Annotated in this window: 19 protein-coding genes; 5 read left to right on the top strand and 14 right to left on the bottom strand. The window is 71.5% G+C overall.

The annotated features are described in order from the left end of the window. Nucleotides 1–221: 221 nt before the first annotated feature. Nucleotides 222–899, top strand: a complete 678-nt coding sequence (locus ACZ5TL_RS37290) for a DUF4232 domain-containing protein (RefSeq protein ID WP_468595227.1) — start codon at nucleotides 222–224, stop codon at nucleotides 897–899. Between the two features lie 20 nt (nucleotides 900–919). Here ACZ5TL_RS37290 and hemB read toward each other — a convergent pair whose 3' ends face one another. After that, a complete protein-coding gene (gene hemB, locus ACZ5TL_RS37285) occupies nucleotides 920–1,918 on the bottom strand; it encodes a porphobilinogen synthase (protein WP_468595226.1) in 999 nt (332 codons plus the stop codon). A gap of 281 nt (nucleotides 1,919–2,199) precedes the next feature. Between hemB and ACZ5TL_RS37280 the strand changes: the two genes are divergently transcribed. Continuing rightward, nucleotides 2,200–3,588, top strand: a complete 1,389-nt coding sequence (locus ACZ5TL_RS37280) for an FAD-binding oxidoreductase (RefSeq protein WP_468595225.1) — start codon at nucleotides 2,200–2,202, stop codon at nucleotides 3,586–3,588. Nucleotides 3,589–3,615: 27 nt separating this feature from the next. Here the strand turns inward: ACZ5TL_RS37280 and ACZ5TL_RS37275 are convergent, their stop codons facing one another. From ACZ5TL_RS37275 to ACZ5TL_RS37255, 5 genes are all read right to left on the bottom strand, one after another. Then, nucleotides 3,616–5,322, bottom strand: a complete 1,707-nt coding sequence (locus ACZ5TL_RS37275) for a bifunctional uroporphyrinogen-III C-methyltransferase/uroporphyrinogen-III synthase (protein WP_468595224.1) — start codon at nucleotides 5,320–5,322, stop codon at nucleotides 3,616–3,618. Further along, nucleotides 5,319–6,314, bottom strand: coding sequence for a hydroxymethylbilane synthase (hemC, locus tag ACZ5TL_RS37270; RefSeq protein ID WP_468595223.1), 996 nt, complete (start codon nucleotides 6,312–6,314; stop codon nucleotides 5,319–5,321). The genes ACZ5TL_RS37275 and hemC overlap by 4 nt, the downstream gene beginning before the upstream one ends. Continuing rightward, nucleotides 6,311–8,011, bottom strand: coding sequence for a glutamyl-tRNA reductase (locus ACZ5TL_RS37265; RefSeq protein WP_468595222.1), 1,701 nt, complete (start codon nucleotides 8,009–8,011; stop codon nucleotides 6,311–6,313). Before ACZ5TL_RS37265 ends, hemC begins: the two co-directional genes overlap by 4 nt. Then, nucleotides 8,008–8,769, bottom strand: coding sequence for a redox-sensing transcriptional repressor Rex (locus tag ACZ5TL_RS37260; protein WP_468595221.1), 762 nt, complete (start codon nucleotides 8,767–8,769; stop codon nucleotides 8,008–8,010). Before ACZ5TL_RS37260 ends, ACZ5TL_RS37265 begins: the two co-directional genes overlap by 4 nt. 313 nt (nucleotides 8,770–9,082) lie before the next feature. Continuing rightward, on the bottom strand, nucleotides 9,083–9,361 hold the full coding sequence (locus ACZ5TL_RS37255; protein WP_086603661.1) for a glutaredoxin family protein: 279 nt from the start codon (nucleotides 9,359–9,361) through the stop codon (nucleotides 9,083–9,085). 162 nt (nucleotides 9,362–9,523) lie between these two features. Between ACZ5TL_RS37255 and ACZ5TL_RS37250 the strand changes: the two genes are divergently transcribed. The 3 genes from ACZ5TL_RS37250 to ACZ5TL_RS37240 all read left to right on the top strand — a co-directional run bounded on the left by ACZ5TL_RS37250 (nucleotide 9,524) and on the right by ACZ5TL_RS37240 (nucleotide 13,100). Continuing rightward, nucleotides 9,524–10,441 carry an HAD family hydrolase gene (locus tag ACZ5TL_RS37250; RefSeq protein WP_468595220.1) on the top strand — a complete coding sequence of 306 codons (918 nt, stop codon included), beginning with the start codon at nucleotides 9,524–9,526 and terminating at the stop codon, nucleotides 10,439–10,441. Between the two features lie 405 nt (nucleotides 10,442–10,846). Then, complete coding sequence (locus tag ACZ5TL_RS37245; RefSeq protein ID WP_003992051.1) at nucleotides 10,847–11,617, top strand: ECF subfamily RNA polymerase sigma factor, BldN family; 771 nt, start codon at nucleotides 10,847–10,849, stop codon at nucleotides 11,615–11,617. A gap of 235 nt (nucleotides 11,618–11,852) precedes the next feature. Beyond that, nucleotides 11,853–13,100, top strand: a complete 1,248-nt coding sequence (locus ACZ5TL_RS37240) for a DUF5667 domain-containing protein (protein WP_468595219.1) — start codon at nucleotides 11,853–11,855, stop codon at nucleotides 13,098–13,100. A 71-nt stretch (nucleotides 13,101–13,171) separates the two neighbouring features. Here the strand turns inward: ACZ5TL_RS37240 and ACZ5TL_RS37235 are convergent, their stop codons facing one another. From ACZ5TL_RS37235 to ACZ5TL_RS37200, 8 genes are all read right to left on the bottom strand, one after another. After that, nucleotides 13,172–14,236, bottom strand: coding sequence for a lysophospholipid acyltransferase family protein (locus ACZ5TL_RS37235; RefSeq protein ID WP_468595218.1), 1,065 nt, complete (start codon nucleotides 14,234–14,236; stop codon nucleotides 13,172–13,174). A 14-nt stretch (nucleotides 14,237–14,250) separates the two neighbouring features. Beyond that, on the bottom strand, nucleotides 14,251–15,312 hold the full coding sequence (locus ACZ5TL_RS37230; protein WP_468595217.1) for an NAD-dependent epimerase/dehydratase family protein: 1,062 nt from the start codon (nucleotides 15,310–15,312) through the stop codon (nucleotides 14,251–14,253). Between the two features lie 201 nt (nucleotides 15,313–15,513). Beyond that, nucleotides 15,514–15,612 (bottom strand): 30S ribosomal protein bS22, encoded by a 99-nt coding sequence (locus ACZ5TL_RS37225; RefSeq protein WP_003948845.1) that lies wholly within the window; start codon nucleotides 15,610–15,612, stop codon nucleotides 15,514–15,516. A 153-nt stretch (nucleotides 15,613–15,765) separates the two neighbouring features. Continuing rightward, the gene (locus ACZ5TL_RS37220) at nucleotides 15,766–15,978 is read right to left on the bottom strand and encodes a helix-turn-helix domain-containing protein (protein WP_004984898.1); all 213 of its coding nucleotides are present in this window, start codon (nucleotides 15,976–15,978) and stop codon (nucleotides 15,766–15,768) included. 129 nt (nucleotides 15,979–16,107) lie between these two features. After that, nucleotides 16,108–16,923, bottom strand: coding sequence for a phosphatase (locus ACZ5TL_RS37215; protein ID WP_468595216.1), 816 nt, complete (start codon nucleotides 16,921–16,923; stop codon nucleotides 16,108–16,110). Nucleotides 16,924–17,201: 278 nt separating this feature from the next. Next, nucleotides 17,202–18,374 carry an acetoin utilization protein AcuC gene (locus ACZ5TL_RS37210; RefSeq protein ID WP_468595215.1) on the bottom strand — a complete coding sequence of 391 codons (1,173 nt, stop codon included), beginning with the start codon at nucleotides 18,372–18,374 and terminating at the stop codon, nucleotides 17,202–17,204. Then, the gene (locus ACZ5TL_RS37205; RefSeq protein WP_468595214.1) at nucleotides 18,325–19,542 is read right to left on the bottom strand and encodes an MFS transporter; all 1,218 of its coding nucleotides are present in this window, start codon (nucleotides 19,540–19,542) and stop codon (nucleotides 18,325–18,327) included. Before ACZ5TL_RS37205 ends, ACZ5TL_RS37210 begins: the two co-directional genes overlap by 50 nt. Before the next feature lie 75 nt (nucleotides 19,543–19,617). Further along, nucleotides 19,618–20,262, bottom strand: coding sequence for an HAD family hydrolase (locus ACZ5TL_RS37200; protein ID WP_468595213.1), 645 nt, complete (start codon nucleotides 20,260–20,262; stop codon nucleotides 19,618–19,620). Between the last annotated feature and the right edge of the window lie 110 nt (nucleotides 20,263–20,372).

Raw genomic sequence — 20,372 nt, 5'->3', positions numbered from 1 at the left:
TCCATCCCCCATGCCCCGTTCCCCCGTTCCAGGGGACGGTCGTTTCCCCTGGTCAGCGCATATGTGGGCGTTCCAGCGTCCCTGATCGTCCGCCGGGTGTGGCGGCCGGGACGGATCACCGCACAAGCTCTGGTCATCAAAGCACGCCGCTCCCGGCACACCGGTCGAGCCACCCGCTCGGGCCTGCTTACCCACTGCCTTTGTCCGAAAGGAATCCCGCCATGCGCAAGCTCCACGCCCTCCCCGTAGCTCTCCTGGCCGCCCTCGCCCTCACGGCGTGCCAGGACGGCACGGGCACGAAAGACGAGGGCGCGGCCCAGTCGACGGGTTCGTCGGTCACGCCCGGCACGAGCGACGACGCCACCGCCCAGCCCACGCCCGCGCCCCCCGCCCGGTCCGCCACGGAGCCCATCAAGAACACCAACGGCGACACCGGCGGCTCCAAGAACACCGAGCAGGCCGGCACGCAGACCCGCGTCTCCTGCAACGGCTCGAACACCACCGTCACGGCCAAGCCGGTATCCCGGCCCCTCAACCACATGCTGATCACGGTCAGGAACACCGGCTCGAAGACGTGCGACCTCACCTACTACCCGGTGCTGCGCTTCGACGAGATGCAGTGGGTCCCGCAACCGATCGAGGAATCGAAGCCGCAGGCCGTGACGACCCTGGCTCCCGGGGAGTCCGGCTACGCGAGTGTCCTGCTGTCGGCGGCCGACGGCAGCGGCGACGGCGGCAGGACCGGCCGCAAGCTCACGGTCGGCTTCCAGGGCCGCACGCCGAACAGCAGCGGCGGCCCCTCCGCGATCCCGGCTCTGCCGGCCAAGGGCGTGTACTACGACAGTTCACTGTCGGCCACGTACTGGCTGCGGGACAGGGACCAGGCCCTGTCCTACTGAGCCGGGCCCACCGACCCGGCCTACTGATCCTTGAGCTTCTGGGCCACTTCGGTGGCCCAGTAGGTGAGGATGCTCCGCGCGCCGGCCCGCCGGATACCGGTGAGGCTCTCCATGATCGCCCGGTCCCGGTCGATCCAACCCTTCTCGGCGGCGGCCTCGATCATCGAGTACTCACCGGAGATCTGGTAGGCGGCGACGGGCACGTCCACGGCGTCCGCGACCCGGGCGAGGATGTCCAGGTAGGGCCCGGCCGGCTTGACCATCACCATGTCGGCGCCCTCCTCCAGGTCGAGGGCGAGCTCGCGCAGGGACTCGCGCACATTGGCGGGGTCCTGCTGGTAGGTCTTCCGGTCCCCCTGCAGGGAGGAGGCGACGGCCTCCCGGAACGGCCCGTAGAAGGCGGAGGCGTACTTCACGGTGTAGGCGAGGATGGCGACATCCTCCCGCCCGATCTGGTCCAGGGCGTCGCGGATGACCCCGACCTGCCCGTCCATCATCCCGCTGGGCCCGACCACGTGGGCCCCTGCGTCGGCCTGCACCTGGGCCATCTCCGCGTACCGCTCCAGGGTCGCGTCGTTGTCGACCCGGCCCTCCGCGTCGAGCACCCCGCAGTGCCCGTGATCGGTCGTCTCGTCGAGGCAGAGATCGGACATGACCAGCAGGTCGTCCCCGACCTCGGCCCGCACGTCCCGGAGGGCGACCTGGAGGATCCCGTCCGGATCGGTACCCGGCGTGCCGAGCGCGTCCTTCTTCGCGTCCTCGGGCACGCCGAACAGCATGATCCCGGAGATCCCCGCCGCGACGGCCTCCGCGGCGGCCTTCTTCAGACTGTCCCGGGTGTGTTGCACGACCCCCGGCATGGCCCCGATCGGCATGGGCTCGCTGACGCCCTCCCGCACGAAGGCCGGGAGGATGAGATCGGCGGGGTGCAGCCGGGTCTCGGCAACCATCCGACGCATGACGGGGTTGCTCCGCAAACGCCGCGGCCGGGAACCGGGGAAAGATCCGTACGTCGACATGACCTCTACGCTACGCCCGCCCGAAACCCACCGATACCGACGCACTGTCGGCGCACAGCGCCCCCGCCTGGCCACGCCCACCACCCCGCCATGCGCCCGCCACCCCCCGGGTTCATCCTGAGAACAAGAACAAGAACAAGAACGACGAACGACAAGAACAAGCACAGGGACAAGCACAGGGACAAGAGCAAGGACAAGCACCAGCACAAGGACCCCGACGGCCCTCCCTCCCCTCCCCTCGCCGCCGCCGTCCCTCCGTACCCGCCCCCACGGAGGACGCGATGACCGCCCCCCACCACACCCCCGACCTCTTCGCCCTCTCCGAGATGAACGGCCCCGTCCTGCGGCCCGGCGACCCCGCCTACGCCGACGAAGTCACCGGCTTCAACCTGGCCGCCCTCCACACCCCGGACGTGGTCGTGGGAGCCACCGGCCCCGACGACGTCGTCACAGCCATGCGCTGGGCGAACGCCACGCAGGCCCCCGTCGCCGTCCAGGCCACCGGCCACGGCGCCAACTTCCCCATCGAGCGGGGCCTTCTGATCAGCACGACCCGCATGACGGACGTCGAGGTGGACCCCACCACCCGCACCGCCAGGATCGCCGCGGGCGCGAAGTGGAGCCACGTCATGGCGGCCGGCACCCCCCACGGCCTGGCCGGTCTCTGCGGCACCTCGACGGACGCGGGGGTCATCGGCTACGTCCTCGGCGGCGGACTGCCGGTCCTCGGCCGCGCCTTCGGCTACGGCGCCGACCTGGTCCGCTCCTTCCAGGTCGTCACCCCGGACGGCCTCCTGCGCGAGACGGACCCCTGGCACGAGCCGGAACTGTTCTGGGCCCTGCGCGGCGGCAAGGGCAACGTGGGCGTGGTGACCTCACTGATCACCGAACTGCTCCCGCTCCCCCGCCTCTACGGCGGCGGCATCTACTGCCACGCCGCACACACGGAGGCCCTGCTGCACGCCTGGACGGACTGGACCCGCACCGTCCCGGACGAGATGTGCAGCATGTTCTCGGTCCTGCGCCTGCCGCCCATCCCCCAGATCCCGGAACCCCTGCGCGGCGGCTTCTGGGCCCGGGTCGCGATCGCCTGGCCGGGCGACACGGCCGAGGGCGAGGCACTGATCGCCCCGCTCCGGGAAGCCGCCCCGGTAGCCGTCGACCTGGTCGAGGAGATGGACCACGCGGCCCTGGACCGCATCCACATGGAACCCCAGGACCCGCTCCCGGCACGGGAGTGCTGCCTGCTCCTGCGCGACCTGCCTCCCGACGCCGTAGGCACGTTCCTGGAGCAGGTCGGTCCCTCGGCCGGCGTCGACCACCCACTGCTGGTCGCCTCGCTGCGCCACATGGGCGGCGCGCTGGCCCGCCCGGCCCCCGTCGAGGACGCCGTCTGCGCCCGCGACGCCCGGTACCTCATGGAGTCGGTCGGGATCATGCCCGCCCCACCCGTGGCCGAGGCGGTCGAACAGGCGACGCGCCGCCTCCACACCGCCATGGCCCCCTACGGCACCGGCCGCACCCTGGTCAACATCCACGGCACCCCGGGCGACGAACACGACATCGCCCGCGCCTGGACCCCGGAGGTCTACACCCGCCTACGCCACGACAAGGCCACCTACGACCCGGCGAACCTGCTCCGCTACGGCCACGCGGTGACTCCCGCGTGACCGCAGCCGGCAGGACTCGCCCGGATCTCAGGTCGTCGAACGCCTCCGCCGAGCCCCCGGCCGCCGCTCACTCGGCCGCGTCACCGGATCCCCGGCCTCCACAGCGGCGGCTCTCCGCTTCGCGCCGAAGTCGGCCAGCGCCTCGGCCAGCCTGTGCACGGACGGCTCCGGAGCCATCACGTCCACCCGGAGTCCGTGCTCCTCGGCGGTCTTCGCCGTGGCCGGGCCGATACACGCGATCACCGTCACGTTGTGCGGCTTGCCCGCGATGCCGACCAGGTTCCGCACGGTCGACGACGACGTGAACAGCACGGCGTCGAAGCCACCGCCCTTGATCGCCTCCCGGGTCTCCGCCGGCGGCGGCGAGGCCCGCACGGTCCGGTAGGCCGTGACGTCGTCGACCTCCCAGCCGAGCTCGATCAGCCCGGCGACCAGCGTCTCCGTGGCGATGTCGGCCCGCGGCAGGAACACCCGGTCGATCGGGTCGAAGACCGGGTCGTACGGCGGCCAGTCCTCCAGCAGCCCGGCGGCCGACTGCTCGCCGCTCGGCACCAGGTCCGGCTTCACGCCGAAGGCGATCAGCGCCTTGGCGGTCTGCTCGCCGACGGCCGCGACCTTGATGCCCGCGAAGGCACGCGCGTCGAGCCCGTACTCCTCGAACTTCTCCCGGACGGCCTTGACCGCGTTCACCGAGGTGAAGGCGATCCACTCGTAGCGGCCGGTCACCAGCCCCTTGACCGCCCGCTCCATCTGCTGGGGCGTGCGCGGCGGCTCGACGGCGATGGTCGGCACCTCGTGCGGCACGGCACCGTACGAGCGCAGTTGGTCGGAGAGCGACGCCGCCTGCTCCTTCGTGCGCGGCACGAGCACCTTCCAGCCGAACAGCGGCTTGGACTCGAACCACGCGAGCTGGTCGCGCTGGGCGGCGGCGGAACGCTCACCGACCACGACTATCACCGGCCGGCCGCCGTCGGGCGAGGGCAGCACCTTGGCCTGCTTCAGCGTCTGCGCGATCGTGCCGAGCGTGGCGGTCCAGGTGCGCTGCCGGGTGGTCGTACCGGCGACGGTGACCGTCATCGGGGTGTCCGGCTTGCGCCCGGCGGAGACGAGCTCGCCGGCCGCCGCGGCGACGGAGTCCAGCGTCGTGGACACGACGACCGTGCCGTCCGACGCCCCGACCTCCGTCCAGCAGCGGTCCGACGCCGTCCGCGCGTCCACGAACCGCACGTCCGCGCCCTGCGCGTCCCGCAGCGGCACACCGGCGTACGCGGGCACGCCGACCGCGCTCGCGATGCCGGGGACGACCTCGAAAGGCACCCCGGCGGCGGCGCACGCCAGCATCTCCTCGGCGGCGTACGTGTCGAGGCCCGGGTCCCCGGACACCGCACGCACGACCCGCCTGCCGCCCCGTGCGGCCTCCATGACAAGATGTGCGGCATCCCGCACCGCGGGGGCGGCGACGGCGGTTGACGTGCCGTCAACTACCGTCAGCTGGGGCGCTCCTGTGCCCGGCGCCGGCTCCTGGGAAGGATCCGTGTCGGTATGCACCTCGGAGACGCCCTGCCTGGCGTGCTGACGTACGACATCGAGCACTTCGTGCTCGGCGACGAGGACGTCCGCGGTCGCCAGCGCCTCGACAGCGCGCAGAGTCAGCAGTCCCGGATCTCCGGGTCCGGCACCGAGGAAGGTGACGTGCCCGTGTTCAGGACCGGCGGAAAGGGTGGTGGGGCTCAATGTGCTCGCTCCCCCATCAGACCGGCCGCGCCCTGGGCGAGCAACTCGGCCGCGAGTTCGCGACCGAGCGCCATTGCCCCGTCGTGCGTCTCGGGCACGGGACCGGTGGTGGACAACTGCACCGTCCGCGTGCCGTCGGTGGTACCGACGACGCCGCGCAGGCGCATTTCCTTGACAGTCTGCCCGCCGGCCTGGGGGTCCCCCCGCTCGAGCGGAGCCGAGGGTGGGGGAAGGTCGGCCAACGCCCCGACGGGGGCGCTGCAACCGGCTTCCAGGGCGGCGAGCAGTGACCGCTCGGCCGTTACGGCGATCCGCGTGAACGGGTCGTCGAGTTCGGCGAGCGCGGCGACGAGGTCCGCGTTGCCCGCGGCACACTCGATCGCCAGTGCCCCCTGGCCGGGGGCGGGCAAAACCGTGTCGACCGACAGGAAGTCGGTCACTTCGTCACCCCGGCCGATCCGGTTCAGTCCGGCGGCGGCGAGCACGACGGCGTCGAACTCACCGGACCGTACGTATCCGATCCGGGTGTCGACGTTGCCGCGGATCGGGACCGTAGCTATGTCCAGGCCGTGGCCGCGCGCGTACGCGTTGAGCTGGGCCATGCGGCGCGGCGAACCGGTGCCGATGCGGGAGCCGGAGGGCAGGTCGGTGAACTTCAGGGCGTCCCGGGCGACGATCACGTCCCGGGGGTCCTCCCGCATGGGCACGGCGGCCACGACCAGCTCGTCGGGCTGCGTGGTCGGCAGGTCCTTCAGGGAGTGCACCGCGAAGTCGACCTCGCCCTTGAGCAGCGCCTCGCGCAGGGCGGTCACGAACACGCCGGTGCCGCCGATCTGGGCGAGCGCCTCACGCGAGACATCGCCGTACGTCGTGATCTCCACGAGCTCGACGGGCCGTCCGGTCACCCGCCTCACGGCCTCGGCCACCTGTCCCGACTGGGCCATGGCGAGTTTGCTGCGCCGGGTACCCAGCCTCAGCGTCTTGTCGGTCATGCCGGGCCTCGGTCCTCTTGGGTGGTGCTGTCCTCGGCCCGGGAGACGGCGGCCACCGTCTCGGGGTCGAGGTCGAACAGGGTCCGCAGCGCGTCCGCGTACCCGGCGCCGCCGGGCTCGGCCGCGAGCTGCTTGACCCGTACGGTCGGCGCGTGGAGCAGCTTGTCCACCACGCGCCGGACGGTCTGGGTGATCTCCGCTCGGTGTTTGTCGTCGAGGCCGGGCAGCCGCCCGTCCAGCCGGGCGATCTCGCTGGCCACGACATCGGCGGCCATGGTGCGCAGGGCGACCACGGTCGGTGTGATGTGCGCGGCCCGCTGTGCCGCCCCGAAGGCGGCGACCTCGTCGGAGACGATACGCCTGACCTGGTCCACATCGGCAGCCATCGGAGCGCCCGCGGAGGCGTCCGCCAGCGACTCGATGTCCACCAGCCGTACCCCGGCCAGCCGGTGCGCGGCGGCGTCGATGTCCCGCGGCATCGCGAGGTCCAGCAGGAAGAGCACGGGGTCGGGGCGCTGCGGCTCCTCGGCCGGCTCGGGCCGGCGCCGCTCGGGGATGCGCCCGACGGTGGCGGCGGTCGCGGCGAGCGCGCCGATCAGCTCGGCATCGGCCCCGGGGCCGCGGCGGGCCGCGTCCCTGCGGTCGACACCGGTGCCCGCGGCCCAGGCGGCGTGCTGCTCCAGCGTGGCGGCGTCCATGCCGGCCACGGCGGCCTCGCCCATGACGGAAAAGCCGGGCTGTACGGCGGCCAGGTCGAGCGGGCAGTTCTCGTCGCTGCCGGCAGAGGCGGGCGCCTGCGGGGCCTGGCGGGGCTCCGCGGGCCGGTCGTCCTCGACTTCGGCGGCCCGCTGTCCGGTACGGCCCTCGATCGCGGTGGCGACCGACTCGGCCGTCAGGACCAGGCCCGTCGCGCCGGTGCAGGAGACGACGGCGTCGGCACGTGTCAGCTCGGCCGGCACCGCGTCCATCGGTACCGCGCGGGCCAGCACATCGGTGTCGTCGCCCTCGGAAAGGATCTGCGCCAGCCGCTCGGCGCGGTCGACGGTGCGGTTGGCGATCACGATCTCGGCGACCCCGGCCCGCGCGAGCGTCGCCGCGGCCAGGGAGGACATCGACCCGGCCCCGACGACCAGGGCCTTCTTGCCCCGGGACCACTCCTGTACGTCGCCGCCCCGCGCCAGCTGCTCCAGGCCGAAGGTGACCAGGGACTGACCGGCGCGGTCGATGCCGGTCTCGGAGTGCGCGCGCTTGCCGACCCGCAGGGCCTGCTGGAACAGGTCGTTCAGGAGGCGGCCCGCGGAGTTCAGCTCCTGCGCCCGGGCCAGGGAGTCCTTCATCTGGCCGAGGATCTGGCCCTCGCCGACGACCATCGAGTCCAGCCCGCACGCCACCGAGAACAGGTGGTGGACGGCCCGGTCCTCGTAATGCACGTAGAGATAGGGAGTGAGCTCCTCGAGGCCCACCCCGCTGTGCTGGGCGAGCAGCGTGGACAGCTCGGCGACACCGGCGTGGAACTTGTCCACGTCGGCGTAGAGCTCGATGCGGTTGCAGGTGGCGAGCACCGCCGCCTCGGTCGCCGGTTCGGCGGCGACTGTGTCCTGGGCCAGCTTGACCTGCGCGTCCGCGGTGAGCGAGGCCCGCTCCAGGACGCTGACCGGGGCGCTGCGGTGGCTGAGTCCGACGACGAGGAGGCTCATGCCGGCATCACGGCGGGCATGTCCCCGTCGGGCCCCTGGTCGGCGGAGTCGCTGCGGGCGGCGGTGGCCGGGACGCCGTCGGAGGCGGCGGCCCCCTCGCCGGCCTTGCGCTGCTCGTGGAAGGCGAGGATCTGCAGCTCGATGGAGAGGTCGACCTTGCGCACGTCGACGCCGTCGGGGACGGACAGCACGGTCGGCGCGAAGTTCAGGATGGAGGTGACACCGGCGGCCACGAGCCGGTCACAGACCGCCTGGGCGGCACCGGCGGGGGTGGCGATGACGCCGATGGACACGCCGTTGTCCTGGATGATCTTCTCCAGGTCGTCGGAGTGCTGCACGGGAATGCCGGCGACGGGCTTGCCCGCCATGGCCGGGTCGGCGTCGATCAGCGCGGCGACCCGGAAGCCGCGGGAGGCGAACCCGCCGTAGTTGGCGAGGGCGGCGCCGAGGTTGCCGATACCGACGATGACGACCGGCCAGTCCTGGGTGAGCCCCAGTTCGCGGGAGATCTGGTAGACGAGATACTCGACGTCGTAGCCGACACCCCTGGTCCCGTAGGAGCCGAGGTACGAGAAGTCCTTGCGCAGCTTCGCGGAGTTGACCCCCGCGGCGGCCGCGAGCTCTTCGGAGGAGACCGTGGGAACCGAACGCTCCGACAACGCGGTCAGAGCGCGGAGGTACAGCGGAAGCCGGGCGACGGTGGCCTCGGGAATCCCTCGGCTGCGGGTCGCCGGTCGGTGAGTTCGGCCAGTTGCCACGGTGCTCCTGCGGGTAGAGCGGGGCTGTAGGCGGTCATACGTCCCTACATGACCGCCCCGTCGAAAGCAGGCTATGTCTTTGTGAACGCGTGCACAAAGATGGTGTCCGATTTGCCCGCCCAACGTGACCGGGCTCACGCGCCCCCGGCGCACGCCCGGGGAACCGGCGCACAGGCGCCGCCGTTCCTTGCCTTCTGGGGGCAAAACCGCACCCTCTCCTCTGTGCATCCCGCCCCCGAGACCAGTCACCGTCGATCCTAAGCGACCCGGCGGCCGCTTTGGACTGGTCGGTCAGTCGTCTCGGCGGCCGGGATCAGTCGGTCAGGGCCTTGCGCAGGCGGTCCTCGTTCACGCGCCAGAACGTGTGCTGCCTGCCGTCGACCAGCACGACCGGGATCTGCTCCCAGTACTGGTCGTGCAGTTCCCGGTCCTCGGTGATGTCCTTCTGCTCCCAGGGGACTCCCAGATCGCCGCACACTTTCTCCACAACGACCTGTGCGTCATCACACAGATGACAGCCGGGTTTGCGGATCAGCGTGACGAGCCGGTCCCGAGGGGGCCTGCGACGGAAGAGAGGGCTCATGTCGGCCATTGTCGCGCGCTCGTGAACGAGGGGAACCCCCACGGAAGCGCCAGGGGACGCGTCGACCGCGTCCGTCCCGGCCGGCATCTTTAACGACACGCTCGCCGAGAGTTCACAGGCTCCGAACCTCTCCGCTCCGGAACCCCCGAACAGACTGGCTATGCTCACGCCATGGCCGCTCTAGGATGGCTCACTCCCCGTAGGCGCTCCGCCACGGCGCGGAGCGTATTGGCAGGCGAGGCCTCGGCGGAGGCAGCCCGCAAGTCCTCGCAGGAAGCCGCCGGCACGACCGAGGAACCGCAGTTCCCGGTGCACGGCGACGACCAGGCCGCTGCCTTCTTCGACCTGGACAACACCGTCATGCAGGGCGCCGCCCTCTTCCACTTCGGGCGCGGCCTGTACAAGCGGAAGTTCTTCGAGACACGCGAACTCGCGAGGTTCGCCTGGCAGCAGGCCTGGTTCCGGCTGGCCGGGGTCGAGGACCCCGAACACATGCAGGAGGCCCGCGACTCGGCCCTGTCCATCGTCCAGGGCCACCGCGTCGCCGAACTCCAGTCGATCGGCGAGGAGATCTACGACGAGTACATGGCGGAGCGCATCTGGCCCGGCACCCGCGCCCTCGCCCAGGCCCACCTGGACGCCGGCCAGAGGGTGTGGCTGGTGACGGCCGCCCCCGTGGAGATCGCCCAGGTCATCGCCCGCCGCCTCGGCCTGACCGGCGCCCTCGGCACGGTCGCCGAGTCCGTCGACGGCGTCTACACCGGCAAACTCGTCGGCGAGCCGCTGCACGGCCCCGCGAAGGCCGAGGCGGTCCGCGCCCTGGCCGCCGCCGAGGGTCTGGACCTCGGCCGCTGCGCCGCCTACAGCGACTCGCACAACGACATCCCGATGCTGTCCCTGGTCGGCCACCCCTACGCCATCAACCCGGACTCCAAGCTGCGCAAGCACGCCCGCCGGCTGGACTGGCGCCTGCGCGACTACCGCACCGGCCGCAAGGCGGCCAAGGTCGGCATCCCGGCCGCGGCGGGTGTCGGCGCGGTGGCCGGAGGCACGGCCGCCGCCATCGCCCTGCACCGCCGCCGCCGCTGACGCCGGCGTCAGCGGCGGCGGGCGGCGGGCGGCGGGCGGCGGTGCGGCGGCGCCGACGACCCGATCAAACCGGGACACCGATGTTTACGGGATGACAAACCCCGTAAATCCAACTGGCGTACCCCCACAACCCCGTATCCAGTCCTCTTGGCTGGACACGGCCACAACACGCCCCGGACCCCACCCCGAAGCGAACCTTTCCGATCAACAACCGTGCACGTTCCGGCACTTGATCCGGCGTCAATCGGTTACGGAAGCGACGTAATCGATGATTTGAGCAACTCGGTGTAGCAGTGCCTGTACGAAGCGTTATTCTCCTCAGACGCAATCCGGTACCCCTCCGTCGCTACGACGGGTGAAAGGTCCCGTACTGCACGTGATGGAAGCTCTGCCTCTGGGAGTCCCGTGTACCCACACGTCGGGGTTGACGCCTCGGGCCTGGCTACGCTGCGCGCAACGGTCCTCGACCTGTTGCGCGGCTTCGTCCCCACCGCGTACGCCGTCCCCGCCTTCGCCGCCGCCGCGCCCGTCGGCCCGTGCTACGCGCTGGCCGACGGCAGCGCCGCGGTCGGCAGACGAGGCCGCCCGTCCGGGGCGGCCACCGCCCGCCGGCCCGCGGCGGACAGCGACAGCGCCCGGATGATGGACCTCGTGGAGCGCGCCCAGGCCGGCGAGGCCGACGCCTTCGGCCGCCTCTATGACCAGTACAGCGACACCGTCTACCGGTACATCTACTACCGGGTCGGAGGAAAGGCGACCGCCGAGGACCTCACCAGCGAGACCTTTCTGCGTGCCCTGCGCCGCATCGGCACCTTCACCTGGCAGGGCCGCGACTTCGGCGCCTGGCTCGTGACCATCGCCCGCAACCTCGTCGCGGACCACTTCAAGTCCAGCCGCTTCCGCCTCGAGGTCACCACCGGCGAGATGCTCGACGCCAACGAGGTCGAGCGCTCCCCCGAGGACTCCGTCCTGGAGTCCCTCTCCAACGCCGCCCTGCTCGACGCCGTACGGCGGCTCAACCCTCAGCAGCAGGAGTGCGTGACGCTCCGCTTCCTCCAGGGCCTCTCCGTCGCCGAGACCGCCCGGGTGATGGGCAAGAACGAGGGCGCCATCAAGACCCTCCAGTACCGGGCCGTCCGCACCCTCGCCCGGCTCCTCCCGGAAGACGCCCGCTGACTCCCCGCACACTCGGCGACACTCAACTCACTTTCCGTGAAAGTCCGTTGACTTCGGCATCCGATCATCCGGCGTCCGTAACCCAAGTGCCGCGCCGCTCGTTGTGCGGGATGCAGGCTCCCTGTGGTCACCCCCTGGCCGACTTCGATCACTCGATCGTGTGCTTGTAGTCAGGGTGTGGAACCCTCAGGACCCCCTGGGGAGTCGACCGTCATGACGAGAGGAGGTGCCGCCAGTGATCGCGAACGTATCGGCGCACCGGCGGGCGAACGCCTTCGCCCAGGCCTTGGAGGAGCAGTCCGAGCAGGGCACGGCGGCCGAGCAGTCCGAAGGTTCGCCGCCGGCCCCGCCGGCCGCGGAACCGACCGAGGGAGCGCGCCTGCTGGTGCTCGCCTCCGGGCTCGGCGCGCTGCCCAAACCGGAGCTCGACCCGGAGGTCAAGGTCGTCCAGCGGGCCCAGCTGGTGGCCGCGTTCGAGGCCATGCTCCAGGAGGGCACCGCCGGAGGCGGGGCGACGGACCGTGCGGTCCCCGAGCAGCGCTCCCCCCGGGCCCGCGGCGCCCACCGCGCGAGCTCGCTGAAGAAGTTCCGGCCGCGATCCCGCCTGGCCAAGGGCCTCACCGCGGGCGGACTCAGCGTGGGCGTGGCCGCGAGCGCCTTCGGCGGGGTCTCCGCCGCCAGCTCGGAAGCCCTGCCCGGCGACTCGCTCTACGGCCTCAAGCGCGGCATCGAGGACGTCAAACTCGGCCTCGCCGACGGGGCCGACGAGCGCGGCCGGGTCTACCTCGACCACGCCTCCACGCGCCTCAGCGAAGCCCGCCGCCTGATGGAGCGCGGCCGCAGCGGCCCCCTGGACCACGAGTCCCTCGGCGAGATCCGCCGCGCCCTGTCCGGCATGCGGCACGACGCGTCCGAGGGCCACCGGCTGCTAAGCGAGGCGTACGAGCGCGACCCGGACTCGCTGGGCCCCATCCAGGCCCTGTCCGCGTTCTCCCGCTCCCACCGCGCGGCCTGGGGCGAACTGCGCGAAAGGCTCCCCGTCCAGCTCGGGGACGTCAGCGAGCAGGTGTCGTCGGTGTTCGACGCCATAGAGGAGGACGTCGCCCCGCTGCGTTCCCTGCTGCCCGAGCCCCCGGCCAGGGTCGGTGGCGACGGCAACCGGCAGGACGCCTCCGAGTCGGCTCCCGGCGGCTCCTCCGCCACCGACCGCTCGACCCGCCCCAGCGACAGCGGCGACAGACGCGGCGACGAGGGCAGCACCGGCAGCGGCAGCCCCAGCCGCTCGGCCGGCTCCGGCAGCGAGAGCGACGGCCTGCTCGGCGGCAACACCGGCGGACTCCTCGACCCGCCGAAGGACAGCGAGGCCAGCCCCTCCCCGTCGGCGGACGGCACCACACCCACCCCCGAGCCGGATGTGACGCTCCCGCCGCTCCTGCCGGGCCTGCTGCCCGGGCTGGGTATCGACAGCGAGGACGCCGACTAGGCGGACGGCGGTACGACAGTGGGGGCACCCCGAAAGGGTGCCCCCACTGTCGTACGCACGCGGGACGGGAATCAGAAGAAGACCGACCGCCGCTGCACCAGCAGCTTGTACAGGGTGTGCTGGATCTGCTCCCTGACCTGGTCGGTCAGGTTGAACATCAGCATGGGGTCCTCGGCCGCCTCCGGCGGATAGCCGTCCGTGGGGATGGGCTCGCCGAACTGGATCGTCCACTTGGTCGGCAACGGAACCGCGCCGAGCGGCCCGAGCCAGGGGAAGGTGGGCGTGAGCGGGAAGTAGGGGAAGCCCAGCAGCCGGGCGACCGTCTTGGCGTTGCCGATCATCGGGTAGATCTCCTCGGCCCCGACGATCGAGCAGGGGATGATCGGCGTCCCGGCGCGCAGGGCCGTGGAGACGAAACCGCCGCGGCCGAAGCGCTGCAGCTTGTAGCGGTCCGCGAAGGGCTTGCCGAGGCCCTTAAAGCCCTCCGGCATCACCCCGACCAGTTCGCCCTGCTCCAGCAGCCGGGACGCGTCCTCGGCACACGCCAGGGTGTGGCCGAGCTTGCGGGCCAGTTCGTTGACCACCGGCAGCATGAACACCAGGTCGGCGGCGAGCAGCCGCAGATGCCGCTCCGCCGGATGGTTGTCGTGCACGGCGACCTGCATCATCAGGCCGTCCATCGGCAGCGTCCCGGAGTGGTTGGCGACGATCAGGGCGCCGCCCTCGGACGGGATGTTCTCGATGCCCTTCACCTCGACCCGGAAGTACTTCTCGTACAGCGGGCGCAGCAGGGACATCAGGACCTGGTCGGTGAGCTCCTCGTCGTAACCGAAGTCGTCGACGTCGTAGTCACCGGTGAGACGGCGGCGCAGGAAGGCCAGGCCGCCCGCGATCCGCCGCTCCAGACCGTTCTGGCCGTCCTGGCCGTCCTGGGGCCGCTGCGGCGGCCGCTCCTCGGAAGTCACAGGAACATCATCCTGCGGAACGCCCCTGGTGGGCAGGGGCTGCACCTCGCCGACCGGCGCGGACTCCGTGCCCGGGCGCCGGTTTCCCGTGCTCCGCCGCCGCTGGGGACGCTGCGCCGCGCTCCCCCGGGACCGGTCGTCGTCGAACGGAATGACCTTGGCATCCGCCATCGTTGATGCGCTCCTCAGTTGGCGCTCTGCGTCGGGGGGTGGCCGCCACCCGCGAGGGGCAGCGCGGCGATCCGGTCGACGGCCCCCGCGAGGGCCTCCGGCGGAAGAAGCCCGGGCCCTTGGCTGCGGGCGAAGTCCGCGAACGTCTCCGCGGTCGTGTACTTGGGCTGGAATCCCAGCGTCTCGCGCATCTGGCCCGTCGCCACGACCCTGCCGTGGGTGAGCAGCCGGATCTGCTCGGGCGAGAAGTCCGTCATGCCCAGCGTACGCACCAGCGATCCGGCCCAGGTGACGGCCGGGAGCAGCAGCGGCACGGTGGGGCGACCGAGGCGCCGGGAGCACTGGGAGAGCAGCAGCACGCCGTCGCCGGCGATGTTGAAGGTGCCGCTGTTCAGCGTGCCCCGCCGGGGTTCGTGCGAGCCGATCCGCAGCACCTCGATCACGTCGTCCTCGTGCACGAACTGCAACCGTGGGTCGTAGCCGAACACGGTCGGCAGCACCGGCAGCGAGAAGTACGAGGCGAGCGGGGTCTCCGCCGTCGGGCCCAGGATGTTGGCGAACCGCAGCACGCACACGGCCACGTCGGGCCGGCGGCGCGCGAAGCCGCGGACATAGCCCTCGACCTCGACGGTGTCCTTGGCGAATCCGCCGCTGGGCAGGGACTTGGGCGGGGTCGTCTCGGTGAAGACGGCCGGGTCACGGGGCGCGGAGCCGTAGACGTTGGTGCTGGACTTCACGACCAGCCGCTGCACGGTCGGGGACTTCTGGCAGGCCCCGAGCAACTGCATGGTGCCGATGACGTTGGTCTCCTTCAGGGAGGCCCGGTTGCCGCTGCCCAGCGGCGTGCCCGTCACGTCCAGGTGGACGATCGTGTCGGCGCCGGTCTCGGCGAGCACCCGCGCGATCGTGGGCTGCCTGATGTCGGCCTGGACGAAGTCCGCACCGCCCAGATGGTGCTCGGGCGGCACCGCGTCCACGGCGACGACCCGGTCCACCTCGGGGTCTCGCTGGATCCGCCGGACGAACCGGCCACCCAGCTGACGGGCCACTCCGGTCACGAGCACGACCTTGCCCAAGATCAGCGCCTTCCTTCCCGAACCTCGTTCCCCGCCGCGTTCCCCCGTGGGGCCAACTTAGCGGGTTGCCGTCGCGCTGTGACGACCGCCCGAAGCGCGAAGTGACCGAAGCCGGCCGGACGCGGGAGCGGATACGCGTGTGGCCCCCCACCCGTGAGTGGAGGGCCACAGCAACGCTCTCGCGGCGTCCGCGTCGCGAACCTACTTCTTGTTGCGACGCTGAACGCGCGTGCGCTTGAGCAGCTTGCGGTGCTTCTTCTTCGCCATCCGCTTGCGCCGCTTCTTGATAACAGAGCCCACGACTACCCTCGCTCACTTCTCATCACTCGGTGCTGGGCGCCGGGGCCCACACGACCTACGAGGGGCCAGCCTACCCGCCCGAGCGCTGAGGTCGTAATCGAGGGGGCCAGGGTGATCCCGAGTGCCCTGTGAGGGATCACCCCGCCCCAGCCGTCAGGCGGTTTCCACCCCCACATAACTCTCGCGGAGGTACTCGTGAACCGCTTGCTCCGGGACGCGGAAGGACCGCCCCACACGGATCGCGGGCAGATGACCGCTGTGCACCAGCCGGTACACGGTCATCTTCGACACTCGCATCACCGAGGCGACTTCCGCCACGGTAAGGAACTGAACCTCGTTCAGAGGCCTCTCGCCAGCTGCAGCCATGACACACCTGAACCTTCCGCACTCGACGGCCACCGGCTTCCCCTTCCGGTGACGCTTCGTCGCTGCGTGCTCACTCCCCAATGTAGGGGCGGGTGATGCGAGTGGGGAAGAGGTGCACCCATCGGCGGCCTACTGTGACAGACACGCCCGATTGAGTACGTAGCGGGTAAGCGGCAGGTAGTAATCGGACCGCACACCGTCATCAAGTGGAACGGCGACGGACACGGCCCCCTCGGCCTCCCCCACGAACAGCGCCGGGTCGTCCGTATCCGCCGGCCCGATGGCCTCGAACCCCAGCTGACCTGCTCCGCAGACCCACCCGTGGTCCCCGATCACCAGCTCGGGAAGGGGCCCACCGGCCTCCGCGGCGGCGGCCAGCACGGTACGAACAGGGAGAGGTGAGTGCGTATGTGCGCCGGGCTCACAACCGGGGCGTTCCGTACCGGGGGACCGCACCAGCGCGACTCCTCGTACGTACTCGAGGTTGTACGTGCGTAGACCGAACCGGGTCGTTATGTCGACACAGCGACCCTGCGCGGGGGTGAGGACGGTACACCCCGCCGCCGACAGCGCGTCTGCCAGAGCGGCGTAGAAACCGAGCAGCCGGTGCGGGTGCCCGGTGCCGAGGAGCACGGGAGCACCCCGCCGGGCGGCAGCGCCGAGACGGTCCGCGAAGGCGTCGAGCGCGGCCACGGTCCGCCGCGGGTCGATCACGTCCTGTCCAGAGGTCCGCCGGGCATCGGCCGAGACCCCGCACCGGTCGGCCATCAGCTCGAGCAATTCCCGCTGGTTCCAGGCACCTTCGGGATCGATGCCGAGCAGCACCCGGGGGTCCCGGGCGGCGAAGAGCCGGTAGCTCCGCAGGCTCTCCTCCCGGGAGGTCGCCACGGTCCCGGCGAGCCGTGCGCCCACCAGGTGCGCACGCAGGGCTTCGGGGGTCAGCACGAGGAAATCGTGCGCGACGGGGGTCCCACCTGTCCCGGGAACGGGCGAACACCGCACAGTCGGCCTACGGCGGGCGTCGGGCAGGGGGCGGGCAGGCGTCTCGCGCCGAGGCGGGCAGGCGTCTCGCGCCGAGGCGGGCAGACGTCTCGCGCCGAGAGCGGGCCTCGCGCCGAGGCCCGGCGGCGCGCTCAAGACAGGCGTCGTACTCAAGACAGGTTCCCGCCCACGGCAGACGCAGGCCTCACTCAGGCCTCAGGCAGGCCTCAGGCAGGCCCGCGTCACGCCAGCAGCCCCCGCAGCGGGAACACCGCCCGCCGAGCCGCCAGCACCGCCTGGTCCAGCCGGTCCGCGGGGTCGTAGCCCTCCTCCCAGCCGGGGAAGGCCACCGGCCAGCGCCCGTCCGTCATCCGCGCCGGAGCCAACTGCCGGGTCCTGGCGAACACTTCCTGCCGCCACGCCTCGGGGATCACCGCCTCGGGCTCCACGGCCCGCCCGGCCGCGATCGCGACCAGATGCGTCCACGACCGCGGTACGACCTCCACCACGGCGTAGCCGCCCCCGCCCAGGGCCACCCACCGCCCGTCGGCGTACTCGTGCGCCAGGTCGTGACAGGCCAGCTGCACCGACCGCTGCGCGTCCAGCGACACCGCCAGGTGCGCCAGCGGATCCTCGAAGTGCGTGTCGGCCCCGTGCTGCGTCACCAGCACCTGCGGCCGGAAGTCCGCGATCAGCTCCGGCACGACCGCGTGGAACGCCCGCAGCCACCCGGCGTCCCCGGTCCCGGCCGGCAGCGCCACGTTCACCGCCGAGCCCTCCGCCGAGTCCGCCCCGGTCTCCTCCGGCCACCCGGTCTGCGGGAACAACGTCCGTGGATGCTCGTGCAGCGAGATCGTCAGCACCCGCGGGTCCTCCCAGAACGCCGCCTGCACCCCGTCCCCGTGATGCACGTCGACGTCGATGTACGCGACCCGCTCGGCCCCGAGCTCCAGCAGCCGGGCGATGGCGAGCGAGGCGTCGTTGTAGATGCAGAACCCGGACGCGCCGCCCGGCATCGCGTGGTGCAGCCCGCCCGCGAAGTTCACCGCGTGCAGCGCCTCACCCCGCCACACCGCCTCCGCCGCGCCCACCGACTGCCCAGCGATCAACGACGACGCCTCGTGCATCCCGGCGAACGCCGGATCGTCCATCGTTCCCAGCCCGTACGACTGGTCCGCCGCCCCCGGATCCGCCGACGCGGCCTTGACCGCCTCGATGTAGTCCTCCCGGTGGACGAGCCGCAGCGTCGACTCCCCGGCCGCCTTCGCGGCGACCACGTCCATCTCCCGGTCCAGTCCGAAGGCGTCGACCAGCCTCCGGGTCAGGGCGAGCCGGACGGGGTCCATCGGATGCCCCGGACCGAAGTCATAGCCCGTTACTGCCTCGTCCCACATCAGCTGTGCGCGGCCGCTCATGCCCGCCACCGTATCGGTCCGGTTGAGCCGCGAACGACCGGGCGTACACCAGCGTCACCAGCACCAACACCATCGGCACGAGCATGGCCCCGCGATAGCTCCACGTGTCCCCGAGCGCCCCGACCAAGGGCGAACCGATCAAAAAGCCCACATAGTTGAAGACATTCAGCCGCGCCACGGCGGCGTCCGAAGCCCCGGGGAACAGCCTCCCGGCCGCCGCGAACGTCTGCGGCACCAGCACACACAGCCCGAGCCCCAGCAGCGTGAACCCCAGCATCCCGACCCACGCCCCGGGCGCCGCCGCCACCACGGCGAACCCACCCGCCGCCACCAGCGCCCCGCCCCGCACGACCGCGACCGCCCCGAACCGGCGCACCCCGAAGTCCCCGATCGTCCGCCCCAGCAGCGTGGTGACCATGTACACGTTGTACGGCACCGTCGCCATCTGCTCCGAAGACCCGAGCACGTCCTGCAGGTACTTCGCGCTCCAGTTGGAGACCGTCGAGTCCCCGATGTAGGCGACCGTCATCACCAGGCACAACGGCAGCAGCAACTTGAAGGCGACGGCCTGGCCCTCGCCCGCCTTCTTCTCCACCACCGGCGCCGCATCCCCGTCGTCGGCGTACCACCGGCTGCCCACCAGCACCGCCGGCAGCAGTACCGCCACGACCGGCAGGTACGACACCCACAGCGCCAGCTCCCAGTGCGCCCCCACCCACGCCAGTGAGGCCCCGACGATCCCGCCCAGGCTGTAGGCCGCGTGGAAGCTGAGCATGATGCTGCGCCCGTATGCCCGCTGCAGGCTCACTCCGAGCATGTTCATCGACGCGTCCAGCACCCCGACGGCGACCCCGAACGCCGCGAGCGCGATGGCCAGTTCCACCATCCGCTCCCCGGCCCCGACCCCGAGCAGCGCCAGCAGCACCACGGGCTGCGACCACCGCAGCAGCCGGCTCGGCCGCACCCGCTTCACCAGCCGCTCGGTGGTCACACTCCCGACCCCGGCGAGGATCGGCACAGCGGCCAGGAAGGCCGGCAGCAGCGCGTCGGAGACCCCGTACCGGTCCTGGATGGCGGGAATCCGCGTCACGAGCAGAGCGAAGGCGACTCCCTGGACCAGGAAGCCGAACGCCAACGACGCTCTGCCGCGCCGCAGTACATCAGTCATGGCGGCGAGCGTAGAGCCCAGACCTACCCATGGGTAGATCCAGCCAAAGATGAATTTGGTTCAGCTTCTACGTACTCACATGAGCAGGCCGGGCAGTTCCGCCATGTCGGAGAAGAGCCGCCCGGCCCCGGCCAGCCGCTCCGCCGGCGTCATGGCGGTGAACCCGTACACGTCCATCCCCGCCGCGACCGCCGCCCGCACCCCCAGCGGACTGTCCTCGACGACGACACACCGCTCCGGCGCGACCCCCAACCGCTCGGCCGCGTACAGGAACAGATCGGGAGCCGGCTTCCCCCTCCCCACATCCTGCGAGCTGAAGATCCGCCGGTCGTCGAACCACCGGTCGAGCCCGGTCGCCCGATGCCCCACCCGGATCCGCTCATGACTCCCGGACGACGCCACGCAGTACGGCACGGAGTCGGCGGCGAGCTTCTGCAGGACCTCCTCGACGCCGGCCACCGGCTTCAAGTCCCGCTCGAAGGCCGCGAAGACCCGAGCGTGGAACACGTCGTCGAAGTCCACCGGCAGCCGCTGCCCGGTCCGCTCCGCCACGAGGTCGTGTACGCGGTGCATGGCGGCGCCCATGTAGTCGCGCAGGGACTCCTCGTAGGACGTCGGGTGCCCGAGCTCGGTCAGATAGGCGGCCAGGTGCCGGTTGGAAATGGGCTCACTGTCGACGAGGACACCGTCGTTGTCGAAGATCACGAGGTCATAGCGCATGGCTCGACCCTAAATGCAGAAAACCCCCGCATCCGAAGATGCGGGGGTTTTCCCAAAAATTGTTCGGCGGCGTCCTACTCTCCCACAGGGTCCCCCCTGCAGTACCATCG

It is taken from the genome of Streptomyces sp. NPDC033136, from assembly GCF_055578235.1.
This window is presented reverse-complemented; position numbering and strand designations above follow the sequence as displayed.